The 17,435-nt window shown below is 73.4% G+C and carries 17 protein-coding genes and 1 tRNA gene; 13 read left to right on the forward strand and 5 right to left on the reverse strand.

Translation table 11 applies throughout. The annotated features are described in order from the left end of the window. Positions 1–17 precede the first annotated feature (17 nt). Together D4B81_RS05965 and serC are read right to left on the reverse strand one after the other, a co-directional pair. Entirely contained in the window at positions 18–1,208 is a 1,191-nt protein-coding gene (locus D4B81_RS05965) for a phosphoglycerate dehydrogenase (protein ID WP_237565845.1), read from the reverse strand. A gap of 2 nt (positions 1,209–1,210) precedes the next feature. Further along, positions 1,211–2,290 carry a 3-phosphoserine/phosphohydroxythreonine transaminase gene (gene serC / locus D4B81_RS05970; protein ID WP_122261549.1) on the reverse strand — a complete coding sequence of 360 codons (1,080 nt, stop codon included), beginning with the start codon at positions 2,288–2,290 and terminating at the stop codon, positions 1,211–1,213. A 161-nt stretch (positions 2,291–2,451) separates the two neighbouring features. Here serC and D4B81_RS05975 point away from each other — a divergent pair, with 161 nt between their 5' ends. The 7 genes from D4B81_RS05975 to D4B81_RS06005 all read left to right on the forward strand — a co-directional run bounded on the left by D4B81_RS05975 (position 2,452) and on the right by D4B81_RS06005 (position 11,503). Continuing rightward, a complete protein-coding gene (locus D4B81_RS05975; protein ID WP_122261550.1) occupies positions 2,452–3,225 on the forward strand; it encodes a TIGR03936 family radical SAM-associated protein in 774 nt (257 codons plus the stop codon). Between the two features lie 281 nt (positions 3,226–3,506). Further along, positions 3,507–6,554: an Rne/Rng family ribonuclease gene (locus tag D4B81_RS05980; protein WP_237565846.1), complete on the forward strand. Its 3,048-nt coding sequence runs from the start codon at positions 3,507–3,509 to the stop codon at positions 6,552–6,554. Between the two features lie 170 nt (positions 6,555–6,724). Further along, positions 6,725–7,033 (forward strand): 50S ribosomal protein L21, encoded by a 309-nt coding sequence (gene rplU / locus D4B81_RS05985; protein WP_097187772.1) that lies wholly within the window; start codon positions 6,725–6,727, stop codon positions 7,031–7,033. 27 nt (positions 7,034–7,060) lie between these two features. Continuing rightward, on the forward strand, positions 7,061–7,327 hold the full coding sequence (rpmA, locus tag D4B81_RS05990; RefSeq protein ID WP_097187771.1) for a 50S ribosomal protein L27: 267 nt from the start codon (positions 7,061–7,063) through the stop codon (positions 7,325–7,327). A 130-nt stretch (positions 7,328–7,457) separates the two neighbouring features. Continuing rightward, a complete protein-coding gene (gene obgE, locus D4B81_RS05995) occupies positions 7,458–8,963 on the forward strand; it encodes a GTPase ObgE (RefSeq protein ID WP_122261551.1) in 1,506 nt (501 codons plus the stop codon). 69 nt (positions 8,964–9,032) lie between these two features. Beyond that, entirely contained in the window at positions 9,033–10,157 is a 1,125-nt protein-coding gene (gene proB / locus D4B81_RS06000; protein WP_122261552.1) for a glutamate 5-kinase, read from the forward strand. A 56-nt stretch (positions 10,158–10,213) separates the two neighbouring features. Further along, a complete protein-coding gene (locus D4B81_RS06005) occupies positions 10,214–11,503 on the forward strand; it encodes a glutamate-5-semialdehyde dehydrogenase (RefSeq protein ID WP_122261553.1) in 1,290 nt (429 codons plus the stop codon). A gap of 1 nt (position 11,504) precedes the next feature. On the opposite strand, the gene D4B81_RS06010 is transcribed toward D4B81_RS06005, so the two are convergent. Further along, positions 11,505–12,479, reverse strand: a complete 975-nt coding sequence (locus D4B81_RS06010) for a squalene cyclase (RefSeq protein ID WP_122261554.1) — start codon at positions 12,477–12,479, stop codon at positions 11,505–11,507. Further along, complete coding sequence (locus D4B81_RS06015; protein WP_122261555.1) at positions 12,476–13,513, reverse strand: glycosyltransferase family 2 protein; 1,038 nt, start codon at positions 13,511–13,513, stop codon at positions 12,476–12,478. The genes D4B81_RS06010 and D4B81_RS06015 overlap by 4 nt, the downstream gene beginning before the upstream one ends. Before the next feature lie 43 nt (positions 13,514–13,556). On the opposite strand from D4B81_RS06015, the gene D4B81_RS06020 reads away from it, so the two are divergent. The 6 genes from D4B81_RS06020 (at position 13,557) to D4B81_RS06045 (ending at position 16,915) form a co-directional block, all read left to right on the forward strand. Beyond that, positions 13,557–13,787: a hypothetical protein gene (locus tag D4B81_RS06020; protein ID WP_141401441.1), complete on the forward strand. Its 231-nt coding sequence runs from the start codon at positions 13,557–13,559 to the stop codon at positions 13,785–13,787. 14 nt (positions 13,788–13,801) lie between these two features. Next, a complete protein-coding gene (gene nadD / locus D4B81_RS06025; RefSeq protein ID WP_237565858.1) occupies positions 13,802–14,374 on the forward strand; it encodes a nicotinate-nucleotide adenylyltransferase in 573 nt (190 codons plus the stop codon). Further along, on the forward strand, positions 14,371–14,748 hold the full coding sequence (rsfS, locus tag D4B81_RS06030; RefSeq protein WP_097187763.1) for a ribosome silencing factor: 378 nt from the start codon (positions 14,371–14,373) through the stop codon (positions 14,746–14,748). The genes nadD and rsfS overlap by 4 nt, the downstream gene beginning before the upstream one ends. A gap of 8 nt (positions 14,749–14,756) precedes the next feature. Further along, a complete protein-coding gene (locus D4B81_RS06035) occupies positions 14,757–15,392 on the forward strand; it encodes a histidine phosphatase family protein (RefSeq protein WP_122261557.1) in 636 nt (211 codons plus the stop codon). Between the two features lie 82 nt (positions 15,393–15,474). Next, positions 15,475–15,550 (forward strand) — tRNA-Ala (locus D4B81_RS06040). Between the two features lie 102 nt (positions 15,551–15,652). Next, a complete protein-coding gene (locus tag D4B81_RS06045; RefSeq protein WP_237565847.1) occupies positions 15,653–16,915 on the forward strand; it encodes an MFS transporter in 1,263 nt (420 codons plus the stop codon). On the opposite strand, the gene D4B81_RS06050 is transcribed toward D4B81_RS06045, so the two are convergent. Continuing rightward, positions 16,878–17,336, reverse strand: a complete 459-nt coding sequence (locus D4B81_RS06050; RefSeq protein WP_122261559.1) for a type II toxin-antitoxin system PemK/MazF family toxin — start codon at positions 17,334–17,336, stop codon at positions 16,878–16,880. The two genes, D4B81_RS06045 and D4B81_RS06050, sit on opposite strands and share 38 nt — an antisense overlap. Between the last annotated feature and the right edge of the window lie 99 nt (positions 17,337–17,435).

Consider the following 17,435-nt stretch of genomic DNA (forward strand, 5'->3'; position numbering starts at 1 on the left):
CCCGTGCCGGCCGGGACCTACGTCTCGATCTTGCGGGCGCGGATCACCCCGTCGATCGCCAGGATCTGCTCCTTGAGCTCGTCGCGGACCTCACCCTCCACGTCGACGAGTGTGTAGGCGTAGTCGCCCTGGGACTTGTTGGTGAACTCCGCGACGTTGAGCCCGGCGTCGGCGAGCACCGCGGTGATCTGCCCGATCATGTTGGGCTTGTTCTCGTTGAAGATCCCCACGCGCGTGGTGCCGGGGGTGCGGGCCATGACGACCTCAGGGTAGTTCACCGAGTTGCGGATGTTGCCGTGCAGGAGGTAGTCCGCGAGCTGGTCGACGGCCATGATCGCGCAGTTGTCCTCCGCCTCCCCGGTGGACGCCCCGAGGTGCGGCAGCGTCACCACCCTCGGGTGGACAGCACCCGACTCGCTCGGGAAGTCGTTGACGTAGGCGTGCAGGTGACCACTGTCGAGCGCCTGGAGCACGGCCGCCTCGTCCACCACACCACCCCGGGCGAAGTTCAGCACGACCCCGCCCTGCGGCATGAGGGCGATGCGCTCGGCGTTGACCAGCCCGCGCGTCCCGTCGACCAGCGGGACGTGCAGCGTGATCATGTCGGAGCGGGAGAACAGCTCCTCGACGCTGGTGACCTGCTCGACGTTGGGCGAGAGCTGCCAGGCGTTCTTGATCGTCAGCGCGGGGTCGTACCCCAGCACCTTGAGGCCGAGCGCGTGGGCGGCGTTGGCGACGAGCACGCCGATGGCCCCGAGGCCGATGACGCCCAGCGACTTGCCCGGTAGCTCGAAACCGGCGAACTGCTTCTTGCCCGCCTCGACCTGGACGTCGAGCTCCTTGCCGGCCAGTCCCTTCTCGGCCACGAGGTCACGGGTGTAGTCGGCCGCGTGGTAGAGGTTGCGCGCCGCGAGCAGCATGCCCGCGATGACGAGCTCCTTCACGGCGTTGGCGTTGGCGCCGGGAGTGTTGAAGACCGGGATGCCGAGGGCCGCCAGCCGGGCGACCGGGATGTTGTTCGTCCCGGCGCCCGCGCGCGCCACGGCATACAGGCTGGGCGGGACGTCCATCGAGTGCAGGTCGGCGGAGCGCACGAGGATGCCGCGCGGCTCGGGGATGTCGGTGCCGATGTCGAACAGCTCGCGGTCCAGCCGCTGCAGGCCGACCGGGCTGATGGCGTTGAGGGTCTGGATGTGGAACGTCGTCATGGTCAGCCGTTCTGCTTCTCGAAGTCGGTCATGAAGTCGACGAGGGCCTGGACGCCCTCGAGCGGCATGGCGTTGTAGATGCTCGCGCGCATGCCGCCCACGCTGCGGTGCCCGGCCAGCCCGGACAGCCCGGCCCTCGCCGCGTCGGCGACGAAGGGCTTCTCGAGGGCGGGGTCCGGCACGAGGAAGGGCACGTTCATCCAGGACCGGGCGCTCGGCTCGACGGGGTTGGAGTAGAAGTCGGAGCGGTCGATCGCGCCGTAGAGCAGCTCGGCCTTGGCGCGGTTGCGCTCCTCCATCGCCGTCAGCCCACCCTGCTCCTCCACCCACTCCAGGACCAGACCGACGAGGTACCAGGCCAGTGTCGGGGGGGTGTTGAGCATCGAGTCGGCCGCAGCCATCGCGGTCCAGTCGAGGATGCCCGGGACGTCCTGCCGGGCGCGCCCCAGCAGGTCGCGACGGACGATGACGACGACGAGCCCCGAGGGTCCGAGGTTCTTCTGGGCACCGGCGTAGACGACGCCGAAACGGGACACGTCGAGCGGGCGGGACAGGATCGTCGAGCTGGCGTCGGTGACGACCGGGACGTCACCCGCGTCGGGGACGTAGGGGAACTCGACCCCGCCGATCGTCTCGTTGAGGGTGTAGTGCAGGTAGGCCGCGCCCGTCGGCACCTCGAGGCTGCCCTCGGCGGGCACCGTCGCGTAGTTGGAGTGCTTCTCGTCCGCGACCACGCGCACGTCGACGTACTTGCGGGCCTCGGAGATCGCCTTCGTGCTCCACGACCCGGTGTTGACGTAGGCGGCGCTCGCGCCCGGGGTGGTGAGGTTGAGCGGGACCCCGGCGAACTGGCCCGTCGCTCCGCCCTGCAGGAAGAGGACCGCGAAGTCGTCGGGCACGCCGAGCAGCGAGCGCATCCGCGCCTCGGCCTCGGCGGCGATCCCGACGAACTCCGGGCTGCGGTGCGACATCTCCATCACCGACATCCCGGAGCCTCGCCAGTCGGTCGCCTCGGACCGGGCGCGCTCGAGGACCTCGAGCGGCATGGTGGCGGGACCGGCGGAGAAGTTGTGGACGCGCACTGGCACTACCTCGGGTCGTGGGGGGTGGAGCCCGGGAGCAGCCAGGGGCCGGCCCGGTGGGCTCGGCGTCGAGCGTTGGGACCTACCGTACCGTCAAGTCCGAGGAGGACCCAGGCGCGGGGATGCGGGCTCACCTCGCCGCGGCGGTAGCGTGTCCGGCCATGGCCGGATCCCGACGTGTCCCCGAGGGGCCCACCCCCGACCCCGCGGTGCAGAGGCTGCGCATCCGGTACGCCAAGCGGGGCCGGATGAGGTTCACCTCCACCCGGGACTTCCAGCGTGCCCTGGAGCGCGCCGTCCGGCGCGCCGGTCTGCCGATGGCCTACAGCGCCGGTTTCCACCCGCACCCGAAGATCTCCTACGCGAACGCCGCCCCGACCGGTGCGGCGAGCGAGGCCGAGTACGTCGAGGTCTCCCTCACCACCGTCGTCGACCCGGCGCAGGTGGGGCCGCGCCTGGACGCCTCGCTCCCGGACGGGCTCGACGTGCTCGAGGTGGCCGACGCGGCCGACCTGCCGGGAGCCCTCGCGGACCACCTGCAGGGCAGCGTCTGGGCGCTGCGGTTCCGCGGCGGTCCTGCGGGCGCCGACGAGCTGGGGGGTATGGCGAGCGCCGTCACCTCGCTCCTCGCCTCGGAGCAGCTGCTCGTCTCCCGCCTGATGAAGAACGGCCCCCGGGAGCTCGACGTCCGGGCGGCGATCCTGCGACTGACCCTCGCCGACGGCGAGGTGCCCCGGGTGCCGGCCGACGAGGGCGACCTGGTCCTCGTGGCCGAGCTGCTGCACACCGCCCCGACGGTGCGGCCCGAGGAGGTCTGGACCGCGCTGCGCCAGGTGTCCGGGCGCGACCTGCCGCGGCCGGTCAGCACGAGGCTCCGGCAGGGGCCGGTGGTCGGGGGCACGGTGGCGCTCACGCTCGCCGGCAGGACCGTGTGAGATACTGACGCTCGGTCCAGCAGGACGCCACACCCCCTGCCAGACCCGGCTCGAGCCCGAGGCAGTGCGCCCTAGGAAAGGTGCGCATGCGTGACGCCATGTCGCGTCCGTGACTCCCGCCGGCCGCACGGTGCCGCGCCTTCCGCGCGAACCGCAGCGGTGACTGGACGACTTCCGTCCGCGGCCGACCCGGCCCGGACGAACTGCACCCGCGCTGCGCGGGGAGCGGGCCGTACGCGGCCCTGGGTGTGGCCTCCTCCGCGCGGCTGGAAGGACACATCGTGTCTGACGACAGCATCACCACCGGCGAGACCCCGGACGTGGCAGAGGAGCGGTCGCGCGCCGAGCGCGCGGCGGAACTGACCAGCCAGGCCCAGGCCCTGTTCGGGGTGGGCACCGCGGCCGACGGGGAGCCGGCCGCCGTCGAGGACGTCGAGGACGCGGACGACGCGGCCGAGGACACCGCGCCCGAGGACACCGCAGCCGACGACACGGGGGCGGCCCCGGCCGAGGAGAGCGCAGCGTCCGACCCGGCGACCCACGCCGCGCAGGCCGCCGAGGACGGGGCGGACGGCGACCCCACGCACGGCGCGACGGGCGAGGGCGACGGTGCCGACGTGGTGGCGCAGGGCGACGGGGGCGCCGAGGACGAGGAGACCGAGCCGGTCGCCGCTGCGCCCAGCTACTCCTTCGGGCTCGTGTTCCAGGCTCCCGACCTCACCGACCTGCCCCAGCGCCGCTCCCGCCGTGCCACGGCCGGCGTGACCACGCCGACCGAGGTGTCCGAGGACGAGCTGGACCGGGGCGGCGAGGGGTCCGACGACGCGTCGCGGCCCACCGTCTCCCGCGCCGACACGGCCCGGGGCTCGACCTCAGGCCAGGACGGCGACGACAGCGACGACGGCGACGGTGACGACGGTGACGACGCCTCGCAGCGCAACGGCCGTCGGAGGCGTCGTGGGGGCAAGGGACGCCGGGGGCGGGGTCAGACCGACGGGGACGGTGGCGAGAACGCCGAGGCGGACGACGACGGCGACGCCCCCCAGTCCGGGTCTGAGGGCGAGGAGACCGAGGGCGAGCAGGCTCCGGCCGGCACGAGCCGACGCCGCAGCCGCGGCCGGACGCGCGGACGGGGTGGCGCTGCCGCCGAGTCTCCTGCGGAGGACCGCGGGTCCGACGACGGCGAGGCCGCTCCGACCGAGGACGACGACGAGGACGGGAGCGGCACCCGCCGGCGCCGGCGCCGGCGGCGCAGCGGTGAGTCCGGTGCGCAGGAGCGGCCCGCCCGCGACGAGGTGACCTCGGTCAAGGGTTCGACCCGGCTGGAGGCCAAGCGCCAGCGGCGTCGTGAGGGTCGGGAGGCCGGTCGCCGTCGCACCGTGATCTCCGAGGCCGAGTTCCTCGCCCGGCGCGAGAGCGTGGACCGCGTCATGGTCGTCCGGGGGCTCGAGGACCGCACCCAGATCGCGGTGATGGAGGACGGTGTCCCGGTCGAGCACTACGTGTCGCGATCGGCGCAGTCCACGATGGTCGGCAACGTCTACCTCGGCCGCGTGCAGAACGTGCTGCCCAGCATGGAGGCTGCCTTCGTCGACATCGGCAAAGGACGCAACGCGGTGCTCTACGCCGGCGAGGTCAACTGGGACGCGGCCGGTCTCGACGGTCAGCCCAAGCGGATCGAGAACGCCCTGAAGTCGGGGGAGTCGGTGCTCGTCCAGGTCACCAAGGACCCGATCGGTCACAAGGGCGCCCGCCTGACGTCCCAGATCTCCCTCCCCGGACGCTTCCTCGTCTACGTGCCCGGCAACTCGATGACCGGCATCTCCCGCAAGCTGCCCGACACCGAGCGCACCCGGCTGAAGAAGATCCTCAAGGAGGTCGTCCCGGACGAGGCCGGCGTCATCGTGCGCACCGCGGCGGAGGGCGCCTCGGAGGCAGAGCTGCGCGCCGACGTGGAGCGCCTCACCACCGCCTGGGACAGCATCAGCAGCACCGCGAAGGCCCGCGCCGCGAACGCCCCGGTGCTGCTGCACGGGGAGCCGGACATGACCGTCCGCGTCATCCGTGACGTCTTCACCGAGGACTTCTCCAAGCTCGTCGTGTCCGGCGAGCAGGCGTGGACGGAGGTCAAGCGCTACATCGACGACGTCGCGCCGGACCTGGCCGACCGGGTCGAGAAGCACACCGGGACGCAGGACATCTTCACGGTCCACCGGGTGCACGAGGCGATCGCCAAGGCCATGGACCGCAAGGTCTGGCTGCCCTCCGGTGGGTCGCTCGTCATCGACCGCACCGAGGCGATGACGGTGGTCGACGTGAACACCGGCAAGTTCACCGGCTCCGGCGGCAACCTCGAGGAGACGGTCACCAAGAACAACATCGAGGCCGCCGAGGAGATCGTCCGCCAGCTCCGGCTGCGCGACATCGGCGGCATCATCGTCATCGACTTCATCGACATGGTGCTCGAGAGCAACCGGGACCTCGTCGTGCGACGGCTGCTGGAGTGCCTCGGGCGCGACCGAACCAAGCACCAGGTGGCCGAGGTGACCTCGCTGGGTCTGGTCCAGATGACCCGCAAGCGGGTGGGCTCGGGCCTCATCGAGGTCTTCTCCGAGACCTGCGCGCACTGCGCGGGCCGCGGTGTGGTGGTGCAGCCCGAGCCGGTCGCCAGGACCGGCAACGGCGACCCCGGCAACGGTGGCGACGGCGGAGGCGGCTCCGACGGCGGCGCCGGCCCCAAGCGGGGTCGTGGCCGCGGTCGGGGCACGACCGGGCAGGGCTCCACCGGGGGCTCGACCCCGAGCGAGCCGCGCAACGTGCTGCCCACCCCCAACCCGAACGGTCCCACCCCGGCGCAGATCGCCGCCGCCGCCCACGCGGCCGCGCTCAACGCCGGCGCGTCCTCGGAGGCGGCCAACGCGGTCGCGAGGGAGACCTCGCAGGAGGCACTCGCCCCGGATGCGTCACCCGCGGAGGAGCACCCCGCGACCGAGGCAGCCGCCGAGGGGACGCCGACGGGGGAGACCACCGTCCAGCCACCGGTCGTCGAACCGGCGGCTCCCAAGCGGTCCCGGTCCCGGGCGAGGAGCGCGGCCGCGGCCGCGCCTGCCGCCGCGGCGCCCGCCCCGGAAGTCGCGCAGCCCGTGGCCCCCGAGACGCCCGCGGCACCAGGGCCGGCCGCGGAGCCGGAGGCCGGACCGGTGAGCGGCGCGGAGCACCCCGAGGAGGATGAGGTCCTTGCCGAGGAGAAGCCTCGGCGCCGTCGTCGGGGCCGGGTCTCGGCCCCCGCCGGCCCTCCGACCGGTGCCGACGCCCCCGGCACCGACTGACCCCACCCGGCCACCAGCACCGGTTTGGTCCCGGGGACCTCGGCACGGTAGTCTGGTGCGTCGGTTCGCCCCGCTCGGGACGGGTCTCGCAGACAACGCGCTCGCGGTGGCTCGACCCGGCCAGGCGGGAGCTGAAATCCCACCTACGCAACGCAGGAAGTGAGTTCAACGTGTACGCGATCGTCCGCGCTGGCGGCCGCCAGGAGAAGGTCTCCGTCGGTGACGTCCTGACCATCGACAAGGTCACGGCCAAGGCGGGCGAGACCGTCGACCTCGCTCCGGTCCTGCTGGTCGACGGCTCCACCGTGACCACCGACGCCGACGTCCTCGGCAAGGCGGTCGTCCGGGCCGAGGTCATGGCTGCGACAAAGGGCCCCAAGATCATCATCCAGAAGTACAAGAACAAGACCGGGTACAAGAAGCGCCAGGGCCACCGCCAGCCGCTGACCCAGGTCAAGATCACCTCGATCGACGCCTGAGCGCGTCGCTACCAGGGAGGCACAGCCATGGCACACAAGAAGGGCGCGTCCTCGACCCGCAACGGTCGCGACTCGAACGCGCAGCGTCTGGGTGTGAAGCGGTTCGGCGGCCAGGTCGTCGGCACCGGTGAGATCATCGTCCGGCAGCGCGGCACCCACTTCCACCCCGGCGAGGGTGTCGGCCGCGGCAAGGACGACACGCTCTTCGCGCTCGTCCCCGGCGTCGTCGAGTTCGGCGCCAAGCGCGGCCGCAAGACCGTCAACGTGGTCACCCCGGAGACGGTCGACGCCTGAGCGCCCGTCACCACTGACACCGCGACGCCGGTGGGAGCCCCTGGCCCCACCGGCGTCGCGTCGTCTCCGCCCGCCTGCGGGCGCGCCCGCCCGACGGACGGGCACGTCATACCCCTGAGAGGATCTCCCCATGGCCAACTTCGTCGACCGCGTGGTCCTGCACCTGCGCGCGGGCAACGGCGGCCACGGTGTCGCGTCCGTGCACCGCGAGAAGTTCAAGCCGCTCGGCGGCCCGGACGGCGGCAACGGTGGCGACGGCGGTGACATCGTCCTGCGCGTCGACGCCCAGGTGACGACCCTCATCGACTACCACCACAGCCCGCACCGCAGCGCGCCCAACGGCAGGCCCGGGGAGGGTGACGAGCGCAACGGCGCCCAGGGCACCGACCTCGTCCTCCCGGTGCCGTCGGGCACCGTGGTCACCACCCGCTCCGGCGAGGTGCTCGCCGACCTCGTGGGGGAGGGCGCGGAGTATGTGGCGGCGCGCGGCGGGCGCGGCGGCCTCGGCAACAAGGCGCTCGCCTCGCCGCGGCGCAAGGCCCCCGGGTTCGCGCTGCTCGGCGAGCCGGGCCAGGAGAGCGAGGTCGTGCTCGAGCTGAAGACGCTCGCCGACGTCGCGCTCATCGGTTTCCCGTCCGCCGGCAAGTCTTCCCTGGTCAGCGTGCTGTCGGCGGCGCGGCCCAAGATCGCCGACTACCCGTTCACCACGCTGGTCCCCAACCTCGGTGTCGTCACCGCGGGCGGGGAGCGCTTCACGGTCGCCGACGTGCCGGGCCTGATCCCCGGGGCCAGCGAGGGCCGGGGGCTGGGCCTGCAGTTCCTGCGGCACGTCGAGCGCTGCCACGTCCTCGTCCACGTCATCGACTGCGCGACGCTGGAGCCTGGGCGCGACCCGCTCACCGATCTCGAGGTGATCGAGGCCGAGCTCGCGGCCTACGTCCCGCACGGCCAGCTGGGCGGCATCCCGCTCGCGGAGCGGGTGCGTGTCGTCGTCCTCAACAAGGCCGACGTGCCAGAGGCGCGGGAGCTCGCCGAGATGGTGCGTCCCGACCTGGAGGAGCAGGGCTACCAGGTGCACATCGTCTCGGCGGTCGCGCACCAGGGCCTGAAGGAGCTGACCTTCGCCCTGGCGGCGCACGTGCGCCGCGCCCGGGACGAGCAGGTCGTGACCGAGCCGACCCGGGTCGTGCTGCGGCCGAGGGCGATCGACGACAGCGGCTTCGAGATCGTGCGGGAGAACACCCCGGACGGCGAGGTCTTCCGCGTCGTGGGCGAGCGCCCCACCCGGTGGGTGCGCCAGACCGACTTCGCCAACGACGAGGCCGTGGGCTACCTCGCGGACCGGCTCAACCGCCTCGGTGTCGAGGAGGCCTTGCTCAAGGCCGGGGCGGTGGCGGGCTCGACCGTCCTCGTCGGGGCGGTCGACGACGCCGTCGTCTTCGACTGGGAGCCCACGATGGCCTCCGGCGCCGAGCTCCTCGGAGCCCGGGGCACGGACCTGCGGCTCGACGAGCGGCGCCGCCCCAGCCGGGCCGAGAAGCGGGACACGTTCCACGGCAAGATGGACGCGGCGGCCAGGGTGCGCGCCGAGATGGAGGCCGAGCGCCGGTCCGGGAAGTGGACCGACCCGGAGTGAGCCGTCCGGGCCGCTGTGGCCGCCCGGACGATGCATGAGTATGCGTAGGAGTGGAATACTATGCTTCCTATGTCCGACCACCCCGACCACGGTGTCATCCGTGACGCGCACCGGCTCGTGGTCAAGGTCGGGTCCTCCTCGCTGACCGGACCGCAGGGCGGTCTCGACGGGTTCCGCCTGCAGGCGCTGTCGACCGCGCTGGCCAGGCGGGCCATGGCCGGCACCCAGGTCGTGCTCGTCTCCTCGGGCGCGATCGCCGCCGGCATCCAGCCGCTCGGGCTGAGCAGGCGCCCCAAGGACCTCGCCACCCAGCAGGCGGCCGCCAGCGCGGGGCAGGGGGTGCTGATGGCCGCCTACACCCAGGCCTTCACCCTCCACGGGGTCCGGGTGGGGCAGGTGCTCCTCACCGCCGACGACATGCAGCGACGCAGCCACTACGTCAACGCCTCCCGCACCCTGGAGCGCCTCCTGGAGCTCGAGATCGTGCCGATCGTCAACGAGAACGACACGGTCGCCACCGACGAGATCCGGTTCGGCGACAACGACCGGCTCGCGGCCCTCGTCGCCCACCTGGTCAACGCCGACGCGATGCTGCTCCTCTCCGACGTGGACGGTCTCTACGACGGCCACCCCAGCGCGCCCGGGGTCCGCCGGATCAGCCACGTCACGGGTGTCGACGACCTGGCCCACGTCGACGTCTCCGGCAGCGGCTCGCAGGTCGGCACGGGCGGGATGGCCACCAAGCTGGCCGCGGCCCAGATGGCCACCGCCGAGGGCATCAGCGTGCTTCTCGCCTCCGCCGACCAGGTGGGTCCGGCCCTGGCCGGGGAGGAGATCGGGACGTTCTTCAGCCCCACCGGCCGCCGCGGCCCGGCCCGGCGGCGCTGGCTGGCCCACGCCAGCAGCAGCTCGGGCCGCATCGTGCTCGACGACGGGGCCGTCCAGGCCGTGGTGCTGCGCCGCACCTCGCTGCTGCCGGTCGGCATCACCCGGCTCGAGGGTCGCTTCGCCGCCGGTGACACCGTCGAGCTCTGCGACCCCGACGGACGGGTCGTCGCCCGCGGTCTCGTCGGCTACGACGCCGACGAGCTGCGCCAGCTGGTGGGCCGCCGGATGGAGCGCTCCGCCCGCCTGCGCACCGGCGCGCCGGCGACCAGACCCGTGGTGCGTCGCGACGACCTCGTCGTCCTCTGACGCCCCGGACCCACGACATACCCCGACCGCCCGACCCCACCGCAGGAGCAGCCAGCATGACCGCGCAGACCCTCATCCCCGACGACGTCCGCGAGTACGTCCACGACATCGCGCGGCGGGCCCGCGTCGCCGCCCGCCAGCTGGCGCTGCTCACCCGGGCCGAGAAGGACGCTGCCCTCGGTGCGCTCGCCGACGCGGTCGAGGCGGCCGCCCCCCAGGTGGTCGACGCCAACCGCGAGGACCTGGAGCGCGGTCGCTCGAGGGGCCTGGCCGAGAACCTGCTCGACCGGCTCACCCTGGACGAGGCGCGCGTGCGGACGGTCGCCGACGCGCTGCGCCAGGTGGCGGCGCTCCCTGACCCCGTGGGGGAGGTGGTGCGCGGCTCGACCCTGGCCAACGGCCTCCAGATCCGCCAGGTGCGGGTGCCGATGGGGGTGGTCGGGATGATCTACGAGGCGCGGCCCAACGTCACCGTCGACGCCGCGGGGCTCGGGCTCAAGAGCGGGAACGCGGTGATCCTGCGCGGCGGGTCGGCCGCGGCGTCGACCAACGGCCGTCTGGTGTCCCTCATGCGCGGCGCCCTGGAGGCGCACGGGCTGAGCCCGGACGCCGTCAACCTCCTCTCCGAGGGTGGCCACGACGCCGGTCGCGCGCTGATGACCGCGCGGGGGCTGGTGGACCTCGTCATCCCCCGCGGGGGCGCGAGCCTCATCCGCACCGTCGTCACGGAGTCCACCGTGCCGGTCATCGAGACGGGGGTCGGCAACTGCCACGTGTACGTCGATGCCGCCGCGGACCCCGGGATGGCCGTCCGCATCGTCACCAACTCCAAGACGCACCGCACGTCGGTCTGCAACGCCGCCGAGTCCCTGCTCGTGCACCGCCGGGTCGCCGGCACCGTGGTCCCGGCGATCCTGCGCGAGCTCGGCGCCGCGGGCGTCACGGTGCACGGGGACGAGGAGATGGAGGCGTATGCCGAGGCCGCGGGCGTCGCCCACGTGCCCATCACCGCCGAGGACGACGACACCGAATTCCTGTCCCTCGACATCTCGGCCCGGGTGGTGGACGACCTCGACGCCGCGATCGCGCACATCCAGGAGCACACCAGCGGGCACACCGAGGCCATCGTCACCGACGACCGGGCGGCGGCGCGACGCTTCACGACCGAGGTGGACGCCGCGGCGGTCTTGGTCAACGCCTCGACCCGCTTCACCGACGGCGGCGAGTTCGGGTTCGGTGCCGAGATCGGCATCTCCACCCAGAAGCTGCACGCCCGCGGGCCGATGGCGCTGCCGGAGCTGACGACGACCAAGTGGGTCGTCGAGGGGGACGGTCAGGTCCGCTGACTCAGCCGGTGGAGGAGTCCCACCAGTCCAGGACGCGCGTGCCGTAGAGCGTCAGCCAGGGGGAGGGCTCCCCGACGGGCACGTCCACCTCGAACCAGACCTCGCCCGCGTGCCGCACCTCCTGGGTCCAGGTGCCGTCGGGGGAGCGCTTCGCGCGCAGGACCTCGACGGCCTCCGCGGCGCGCGGGTCCGGGGGCCGGCCCTCGAGGAGGGACGAGCGGCGCAGGTAGTCGAGCGCGTGCAGGACGTTGTAGACGGAGCGGAACGGGTACCCGAGCTCGGTGACCCACGGGCCGACGAGCTCGCCCGAGGTGCGCCGGTGCATGAGCCGGCGTTCCAGGAGGTACTCCTCGCCGCCCCGCCGCAGCTCGCGCAGCTGCCCGCCTCCCGGGCCGTGCTGCTCGCGGTGGAGCAGGCCCTCGAGCGAGTTGAGGGTGCTGTGGAAGGAGGAGACCGTGCTGCCGTCCCATTCCCAGGCGCAGTTCCAGCCGCCGTCGGTCATCTGGTGGTCGGCGAACCACTGCTCCAGGCCCGCGACGTCGGCGCCGAGCCAGGTCCCGTTCGCGAGGGTGGCGGCGTTGATGCAGCAGTCGACCTCGCCGCCCCAGTAGGGGAGGTCGTCGTACTCCCACCGGCTGTGGTGCGCCAGCCGCTCCGCCGTGTCGCCGAGCGCGGCAGGGTCCAGGCCCCACTCCCGCAGCGCCGTCAGCGACCACGTGGTCGCGGTCCACGGCTGGCCCACGCGCTCCTCCGGCTCCTGCCAGCCGCGCGGGAAGAACGCACCACCGGCCCACTGGCCGTCCTCGTCCTGCAGGGCGAGCAGCCGGGCGCCGTACCCCTCGGTCGCCACCCTGGCGCGGGTGGCGCGCCACACCTCCTCCGGCTCGGCCAGCAGGTCCCGCTCCACCTGCCAGCGCAGGGCGGGGTCGGTGTCCAGCAGCCAGGCGCGGGTGCGCGCGTCTGCCTGGCTGCTCATGGGTCCGGGGTATTCCGTCCTCCGCCCCCGGCGGCCGCCGTCGGGGTGCGCGAGGCACTGGCGCTCACGGCGACGGAGCCGGTGTCGGAGGCGCCGGTGAGGGAGTCGTGGGCGACGTAGTAGGTGGGCCGTCGCTGGAGGGTGGAGTAGACGCGCCCGACGTACTCGCCGAGGATCCCGAGGCAGAGGAGCTGCACCGCGCCCACGGCCGCCACGATGACGACCGTGGACGTCCAGCCGGCGACGGTGTGGCCGACGAGCTTGGCGACCAGGGCGTAGAGCAGCAGCCCGACGGCCAGGAGGAAGCCGCCCAGGCCGAACCAGGTGGCCAGCCTGAGCGGGGCGCTGGAGAAGCCGGTGATGGAGTCGAGGGAGAGCCGGATCATCTTCGCGAGGGGGTACTTGCTCGTGCCGGCGGCCCGCTCCTCCCGCGCGTAGCCGACGGTCGTCGCCGGGAAGCCGAGGGCGGGCACGACCAGTCGCAGGACCCGGTGGTCCTCGGGCAGGGCGTTGACGGCGTCGACGGTCGCCCGGGACATCAGCCGGTAGTCGCCGGCGTTGTCCGGGGCGCCGGTGGCTCCCATGGCGCGCATGGTGGCGTAGAACAGGTGCGCGCTGCGTCGCTTGAACACGGTGTCGGTGGACCGGTCGGTGCGGACGCCGTAGACGACGTCGACGCCCTCGGCGCGGGCCGCCGCCAGCATCTCCGGGATGACCTCGGGGGGGTCCTGCAGGTCGGCGTCGAGCGTGACGACCCAGTCGCCCCGGGCCGCGGCCAGACCGGCCGAGATGGCCGCCTGGTGGCCGGCGTTGGCCCGCAGCCGCAGGACGCGCAGCTGCGGCCAGGTGCGCCGGGCCGCCTGCAGGAGCACCGGCGTGGCGTCCTTGCTGCCGTCGTCGACGGCGAGGAGCTCGTAGCCGTCCTCGAGGCCGTCGAGGACCGGGCGCAGCCGCTCGACGAACAGCGGGAGCACCTCGGCCTCGTCGTACATCGGCACGACGACCGAGAGCACGGGGTGCGGGGAGGCGGGCATGGTCCCACTGTATGCGGCCCGGTGCCGGGGTACAGTGACCCTCATGACGTCTGTGCTGCCCTCCGCCCTGGTGGCCTCGCCCGAGGACGCTGGGCACTCCGTGGTCAACGAGCTGCCGTTCGAGCCGATCTGGTTCGGCGTGATCGCGATGGTCGCCTTCCTCGGCCTCCTGGCGCTCCTGTTCTCCTTCCGCAACACCCTCGCGCTCGACCCCCACGGGGTCGGCGAGGGGCAGCACGACCCCGACGCCGGCCGCGGGACCAGCGCCCACTGATGCGTCTGGGAGTGATGGGTGGGACGTTCGACCCCATCCACCACGGTCACCTCGTCGCCGCGAGCGAGGCGGCGCACCTGCTCGAGCTGGACGAGGTCGTCTTCGTCCCGACCGGTCAGCCCTACCGCAAGGACGTCTCCACGGTCACGCCGGCGGAGCACCGCTACCTCATGACCGTGGTCGCCACGGCCTCCAACCCCCGGTTCACGGTGAGCCGAGTCGACGTCGACCGTGACGGGCCCACCTACACCCGGGACACCCTGCGCGACCTGCGGGCCCAGCGCCCCGACGACGAGATGTTCTTCATCACCGGCGCCGACGCGCTGGCCCAGATCCTGTCGTGGGAGGGCGTGGAGGAGCTCTGGGAGCTGGCGCACTTCGTCGGGGTCACCCGGCCCGGTCACCTCCTCTCCGACGACGGGCTCCCCCAGGACAAGGTGTCCCTGCTCGAGGTCCCCGCCATGGCGATCTCCTCCACCGACTGTCGTCAGCGCACGGCCTCCGGCGAGCCGGTCTGGTACCTCGTGCCCGACGGCGTCGTCCAGTACATCGGCAAGTATCACCTCTACCGGGAGGACCCCTCTTGAGCGCCACCCCACGGGCCCGCGAGCTCGCCCAGGCCGCGGCGGCCGCAGCCCACGACAAGCTGGCCCAGGACGTCGTCGCCCTCGACGTGTCCGGCCAGCTCGTCCTCACGGACGTCTTCGTCATCGCCTCCGCCCCGAACGAGCGACAGGTGAACGCGATCGTCGACGCCGTCGAGGAGCGGCTGCAGGAGCTGGGGTCCAAGCCCCTGCGCCGCGAGGGGCAGCGCGAGGGCCGCTGGGTGCTGCTGGACTTCGGTGACGTCGTGGTCCACGTCATGCACTCCGCGGACCGCGAGTTCTACGACCTCGAGCGGCTGTGGCGGGACTGCCCGCCCATCGTGCTCGCCGAGCCCGCGGGCCGGGACGAGGCCTGAGCCGGCGGATGCGCAAGGTCCTCGTCTGGAGGCACGGGGAGACCGGCCACAACGCCTCCGGCATCTACCAGGGGCAGCTGGACGTCCACCTCTCCGAGCGAGGGCGCGAGCAGGCCGCGGCGGCGGCGGACGTGCTGGCCGGCCGGGGGGTCTCCCGGCTCCTCTCCAGCGACCTGGCCCGCGCGGCCGACACGGCGGACGCGCTGGCCTCCCGCACCGGGCTGCGCGTCGAGCACGACAGCAGGCTGCGGGAGATCCACGTCGGGGTCTGGCAGGGCCTGCCCCACACCGAGGTGGTGGCCCGCTACCCCGAGGTCGTCGCCGCCCTGGACCGGGGCGAGGACGCCGTGCGGGGAGAGCACGGTGAACGCGTCGCCGACGTGCAGGTGCGGGTGCGCGCGGTCTTCGAGGAGCTGGTCGCCCGGCTGGGTCCGGAGGAGTGCGGCGTGGTCGCCACCCACGGCATGGCCAGCCGCGCCCTCGTCGCCGACGTGGTCGGCCTCACCTACCGCCAGGCCTGGCTCTCGCTCGTGGGCCTGCACAACTGCCACTGGGCAGAGCTCGTCCAGCACCGGACCGGGTGGCGGCTCGAGGCCTGGAACGTCGGTGTCCTGCCCGGTGTCGGGAGTGTGAGCGACCGCTGACGGGACGGGTCCCCACCCGGCCTGACCTGGGATTTGGATATTGCTCAGAGCGCTGTGTAATCTGTTCCAGTCCTCGTGACGAGGGGCTGTGGCGCAGTTGGTAGCGCACCTCCATGGCATGGAGGGGGTCAGGGGTTCGAATCCCCTCAGCTCCACCACCACGCTCGACGCCAGACCCCGCCCTCGCGGCGGGGTCTTCGTCGTCCGGGGTGCCCGCCGGCCGGTGCACCCGCCGCGGGGACCGAGCAGAGGACGGAGCCGTGCCGACCGGACCCACCGAGCCGTTCCGCCTGCGGGCGGTCGCCCTGCCGGCCTTCGCCCCGACGATCGTCAACGGCATCGGGCACGCGGCGATCCTGCCGGTGCTCGCCCTGCACGCGCGGGACCTGGGCGCCACCGTGGGTCAGGCGGCCTTCGTCGTCGCGCTGCTGGGCATCGGCAGCCTCCTCACCTCGCTGCCCGCAGGTGCCTTCGTGGCACGCGTGGGCGAGCGGCGAGCGCTGGCGCTCGCCGGCGTCCTCGACGCCGTGGCCATGGCGGCGGCCGCGCTGTCGCCGTCGCTGCCCGCCCTGGCGCTCGCGATCCTGCTCAGCGGCGTCAGCTGGTCGGTGTTCCTCCTGGCCCGGCAGGGCTTCCTCATCAGCGTGACGCCGTCGCACCTGCTGGCCAGGGCGATGTCCACGCTCGGCGGCAGCCACCGCGTCGGGGCCTTCGTGGGTCCCACCCTCGGCGCCGGTCTCATCGCCTGGAGCGGTGACCTGCGGGCCGTGTTCTGGCTCGCCGCCGCCATGGCCCTCACCTCCACCGTCATCATCCTCCTCGTCCGCGACATCACCCCGCAGCCGGCGGGGCGGGCCAGGGCGGGAGGGGAGCAGGAGGGGCGGGGGTCGGTGGTCACGCTCCGCGGGGTCCTGGTGGAGCACCGGCGGGTCCTCCTGACCCTGGGCAGCGCCGTGCTCGTGATCGGCGGCGCGCGCTCGCTGAGGGCCACGGTGCTGCCGCTGTGGGCCGACCACGTCGGCATCTCCGCCGAGGCGACCTCGCTCGTCTTCGGCGTGGCGGCGTTCGTCGAGATCCTCCTGTTCTACCCCGCGGGCTGGACCATGGACAGGTTCGGCCGGACCGTGGTGGCGGTCCCCGTGGTGGTCCTGATCGGCCTCGGGGTGGCGCTCCTGCCGCTGGCCGACGGTCTGGTCCTGTTCACCGTCCTCGCCGTCGTCATGGCGGTGGGCAACGGGATGGGGTCCGGGATCGTCATGACGCTGGGCGCGGACACCGCCCCCGCAGCGGGGCGTGCCCAGTACCTCGGCGGGTGGCGTCTCGCCGGGGACGTCGGCACCACCTCCGGGCCGTTGACGGTCACCGTCCTGACGGCCGTGTGGCCCCTCGCGGCGGCGTGCGTGGTCACGGGCGTCCTCTGCCTGGCCGGCAGCCTGTGGGTGTGGCGACGGGTCGCCGCGTCGGAGGAGACGAGGCGCTCGCGCCTCAGGGACGCAGGAAGTGGAGCAGGACCTGGGTCATGACCCGGTCGAAGACCTGGCGGTCCAGCACCGCGCCGGTGCGGCGCACGGCGGTCGGGTCCAGCCGCAGCAGCCGGTTGACCCGTGCCTCGCTCGGGCGCCGCCGGTGGTCCCAGCCCCCGCTGCCGATGTCGACCCAGTAGCGGCCCTCCGCGGCCTCCTGGGCCTCGTCGACGTCGTGGTCCCGCGTGGTCAGCTGGAGCGCGAGGAGCCGCCCTGCGTCGCTCCCCACCACGAGCACCGGCCGGTCCTTGCCCCGGCTCCGGTCCTCCTCGAAGGGGACCCACGCCCAGACCACCTCGCCCGGGTCGGCCCGGTCGTCGGCCACCGGCGCGTAGGAGTAGGAGGCGGGACGGGCGTCCTCGGGGGCGATGACCTCGGTCGGCTGGTGCTGCGGCGCGGGCCGCCCCTCCTGCGTCGTCATGCGCCCACCGTATCCACGCCGGGTGCAGGTCGGCGAGGCGCCTTGCCCCCGCGCCCCGGGTAGGACATAGTGCCGTCCGACGCCTCGTTTCGCCCGGAA

It is taken from the genome of Ornithinimicrobium cerasi, from assembly GCF_003702705.1.
Classification (GTDB): Bacteria; Actinomycetota; Actinomycetes; order Actinomycetales; family Dermatophilaceae; genus Ornithinicoccus; species Ornithinicoccus cerasi.

What these genes read in the sequence shown, in the direction of transcription:
- D4B81_RS05965 (WP_237565845.1), bottom strand. Translation starts at nt 1,208, where the DNA reads ATGACGACGTTCCACATCCAGACCCTCAACGCCATCAGCCCGGTCGGC.
- D4B81_RS06005 (WP_122261553.1), top strand. Translation starts at nt 10,214, where the DNA reads ATGACCGCGCAGACCCTCATCCCCGACGACGTCCGCGAGTACGTCCAC.
- D4B81_RS06035 (WP_122261557.1), top strand. Translation starts at nt 14,757, where the DNA reads ATGCGCAAGGTCCTCGTCTGGAGGCACGGGGAGACCGGCCACAACGCC.
- D4B81_RS05975 (WP_122261550.1), top strand. Translation starts at nt 2,452, where the DNA reads ATGGCCGGATCCCGACGTGTCCCCGAGGGGCCCACCCCCGACCCCGCG.
- D4B81_RS06015 (WP_122261555.1), bottom strand. Translation starts at nt 13,513, where the DNA reads ATGCCCGCCTCCCCGCACCCCGTGCTCTCGGTCGTCGTGCCGATGTAC.
- proB (WP_122261552.1), top strand. Translation starts at nt 9,033, where the DNA reads ATGTCCGACCACCCCGACCACGGTGTCATCCGTGACGCGCACCGGCTC.
- D4B81_RS06010 (WP_122261554.1), bottom strand. Translation starts at nt 12,479, where the DNA reads ATGAGCAGCCAGGCAGACGCGCGCACCCGCGCCTGGCTGCTGGACACC.
- nadD (WP_237565858.1), top strand. Translation starts at nt 13,802, where the DNA reads ATGGGTGGGACGTTCGACCCCATCCACCACGGTCACCTCGTCGCCGCG.
- D4B81_RS06050 (WP_122261559.1), bottom strand. Translation starts at nt 17,336, where the DNA reads ATGACGACGCAGGAGGGGCGGCCCGCGCCGCAGCACCAGCCGACCGAG.
- rpmA (WP_097187771.1), top strand. Translation starts at nt 7,061, where the DNA reads ATGGCACACAAGAAGGGCGCGTCCTCGACCCGCAACGGTCGCGACTCG.
- obgE (WP_122261551.1), top strand. Translation starts at nt 7,458, where the DNA reads ATGGCCAACTTCGTCGACCGCGTGGTCCTGCACCTGCGCGCGGGCAAC.
- D4B81_RS06020 (WP_141401441.1), top strand. Translation starts at nt 13,557, where the DNA reads ATGACGTCTGTGCTGCCCTCCGCCCTGGTGGCCTCGCCCGAGGACGCT.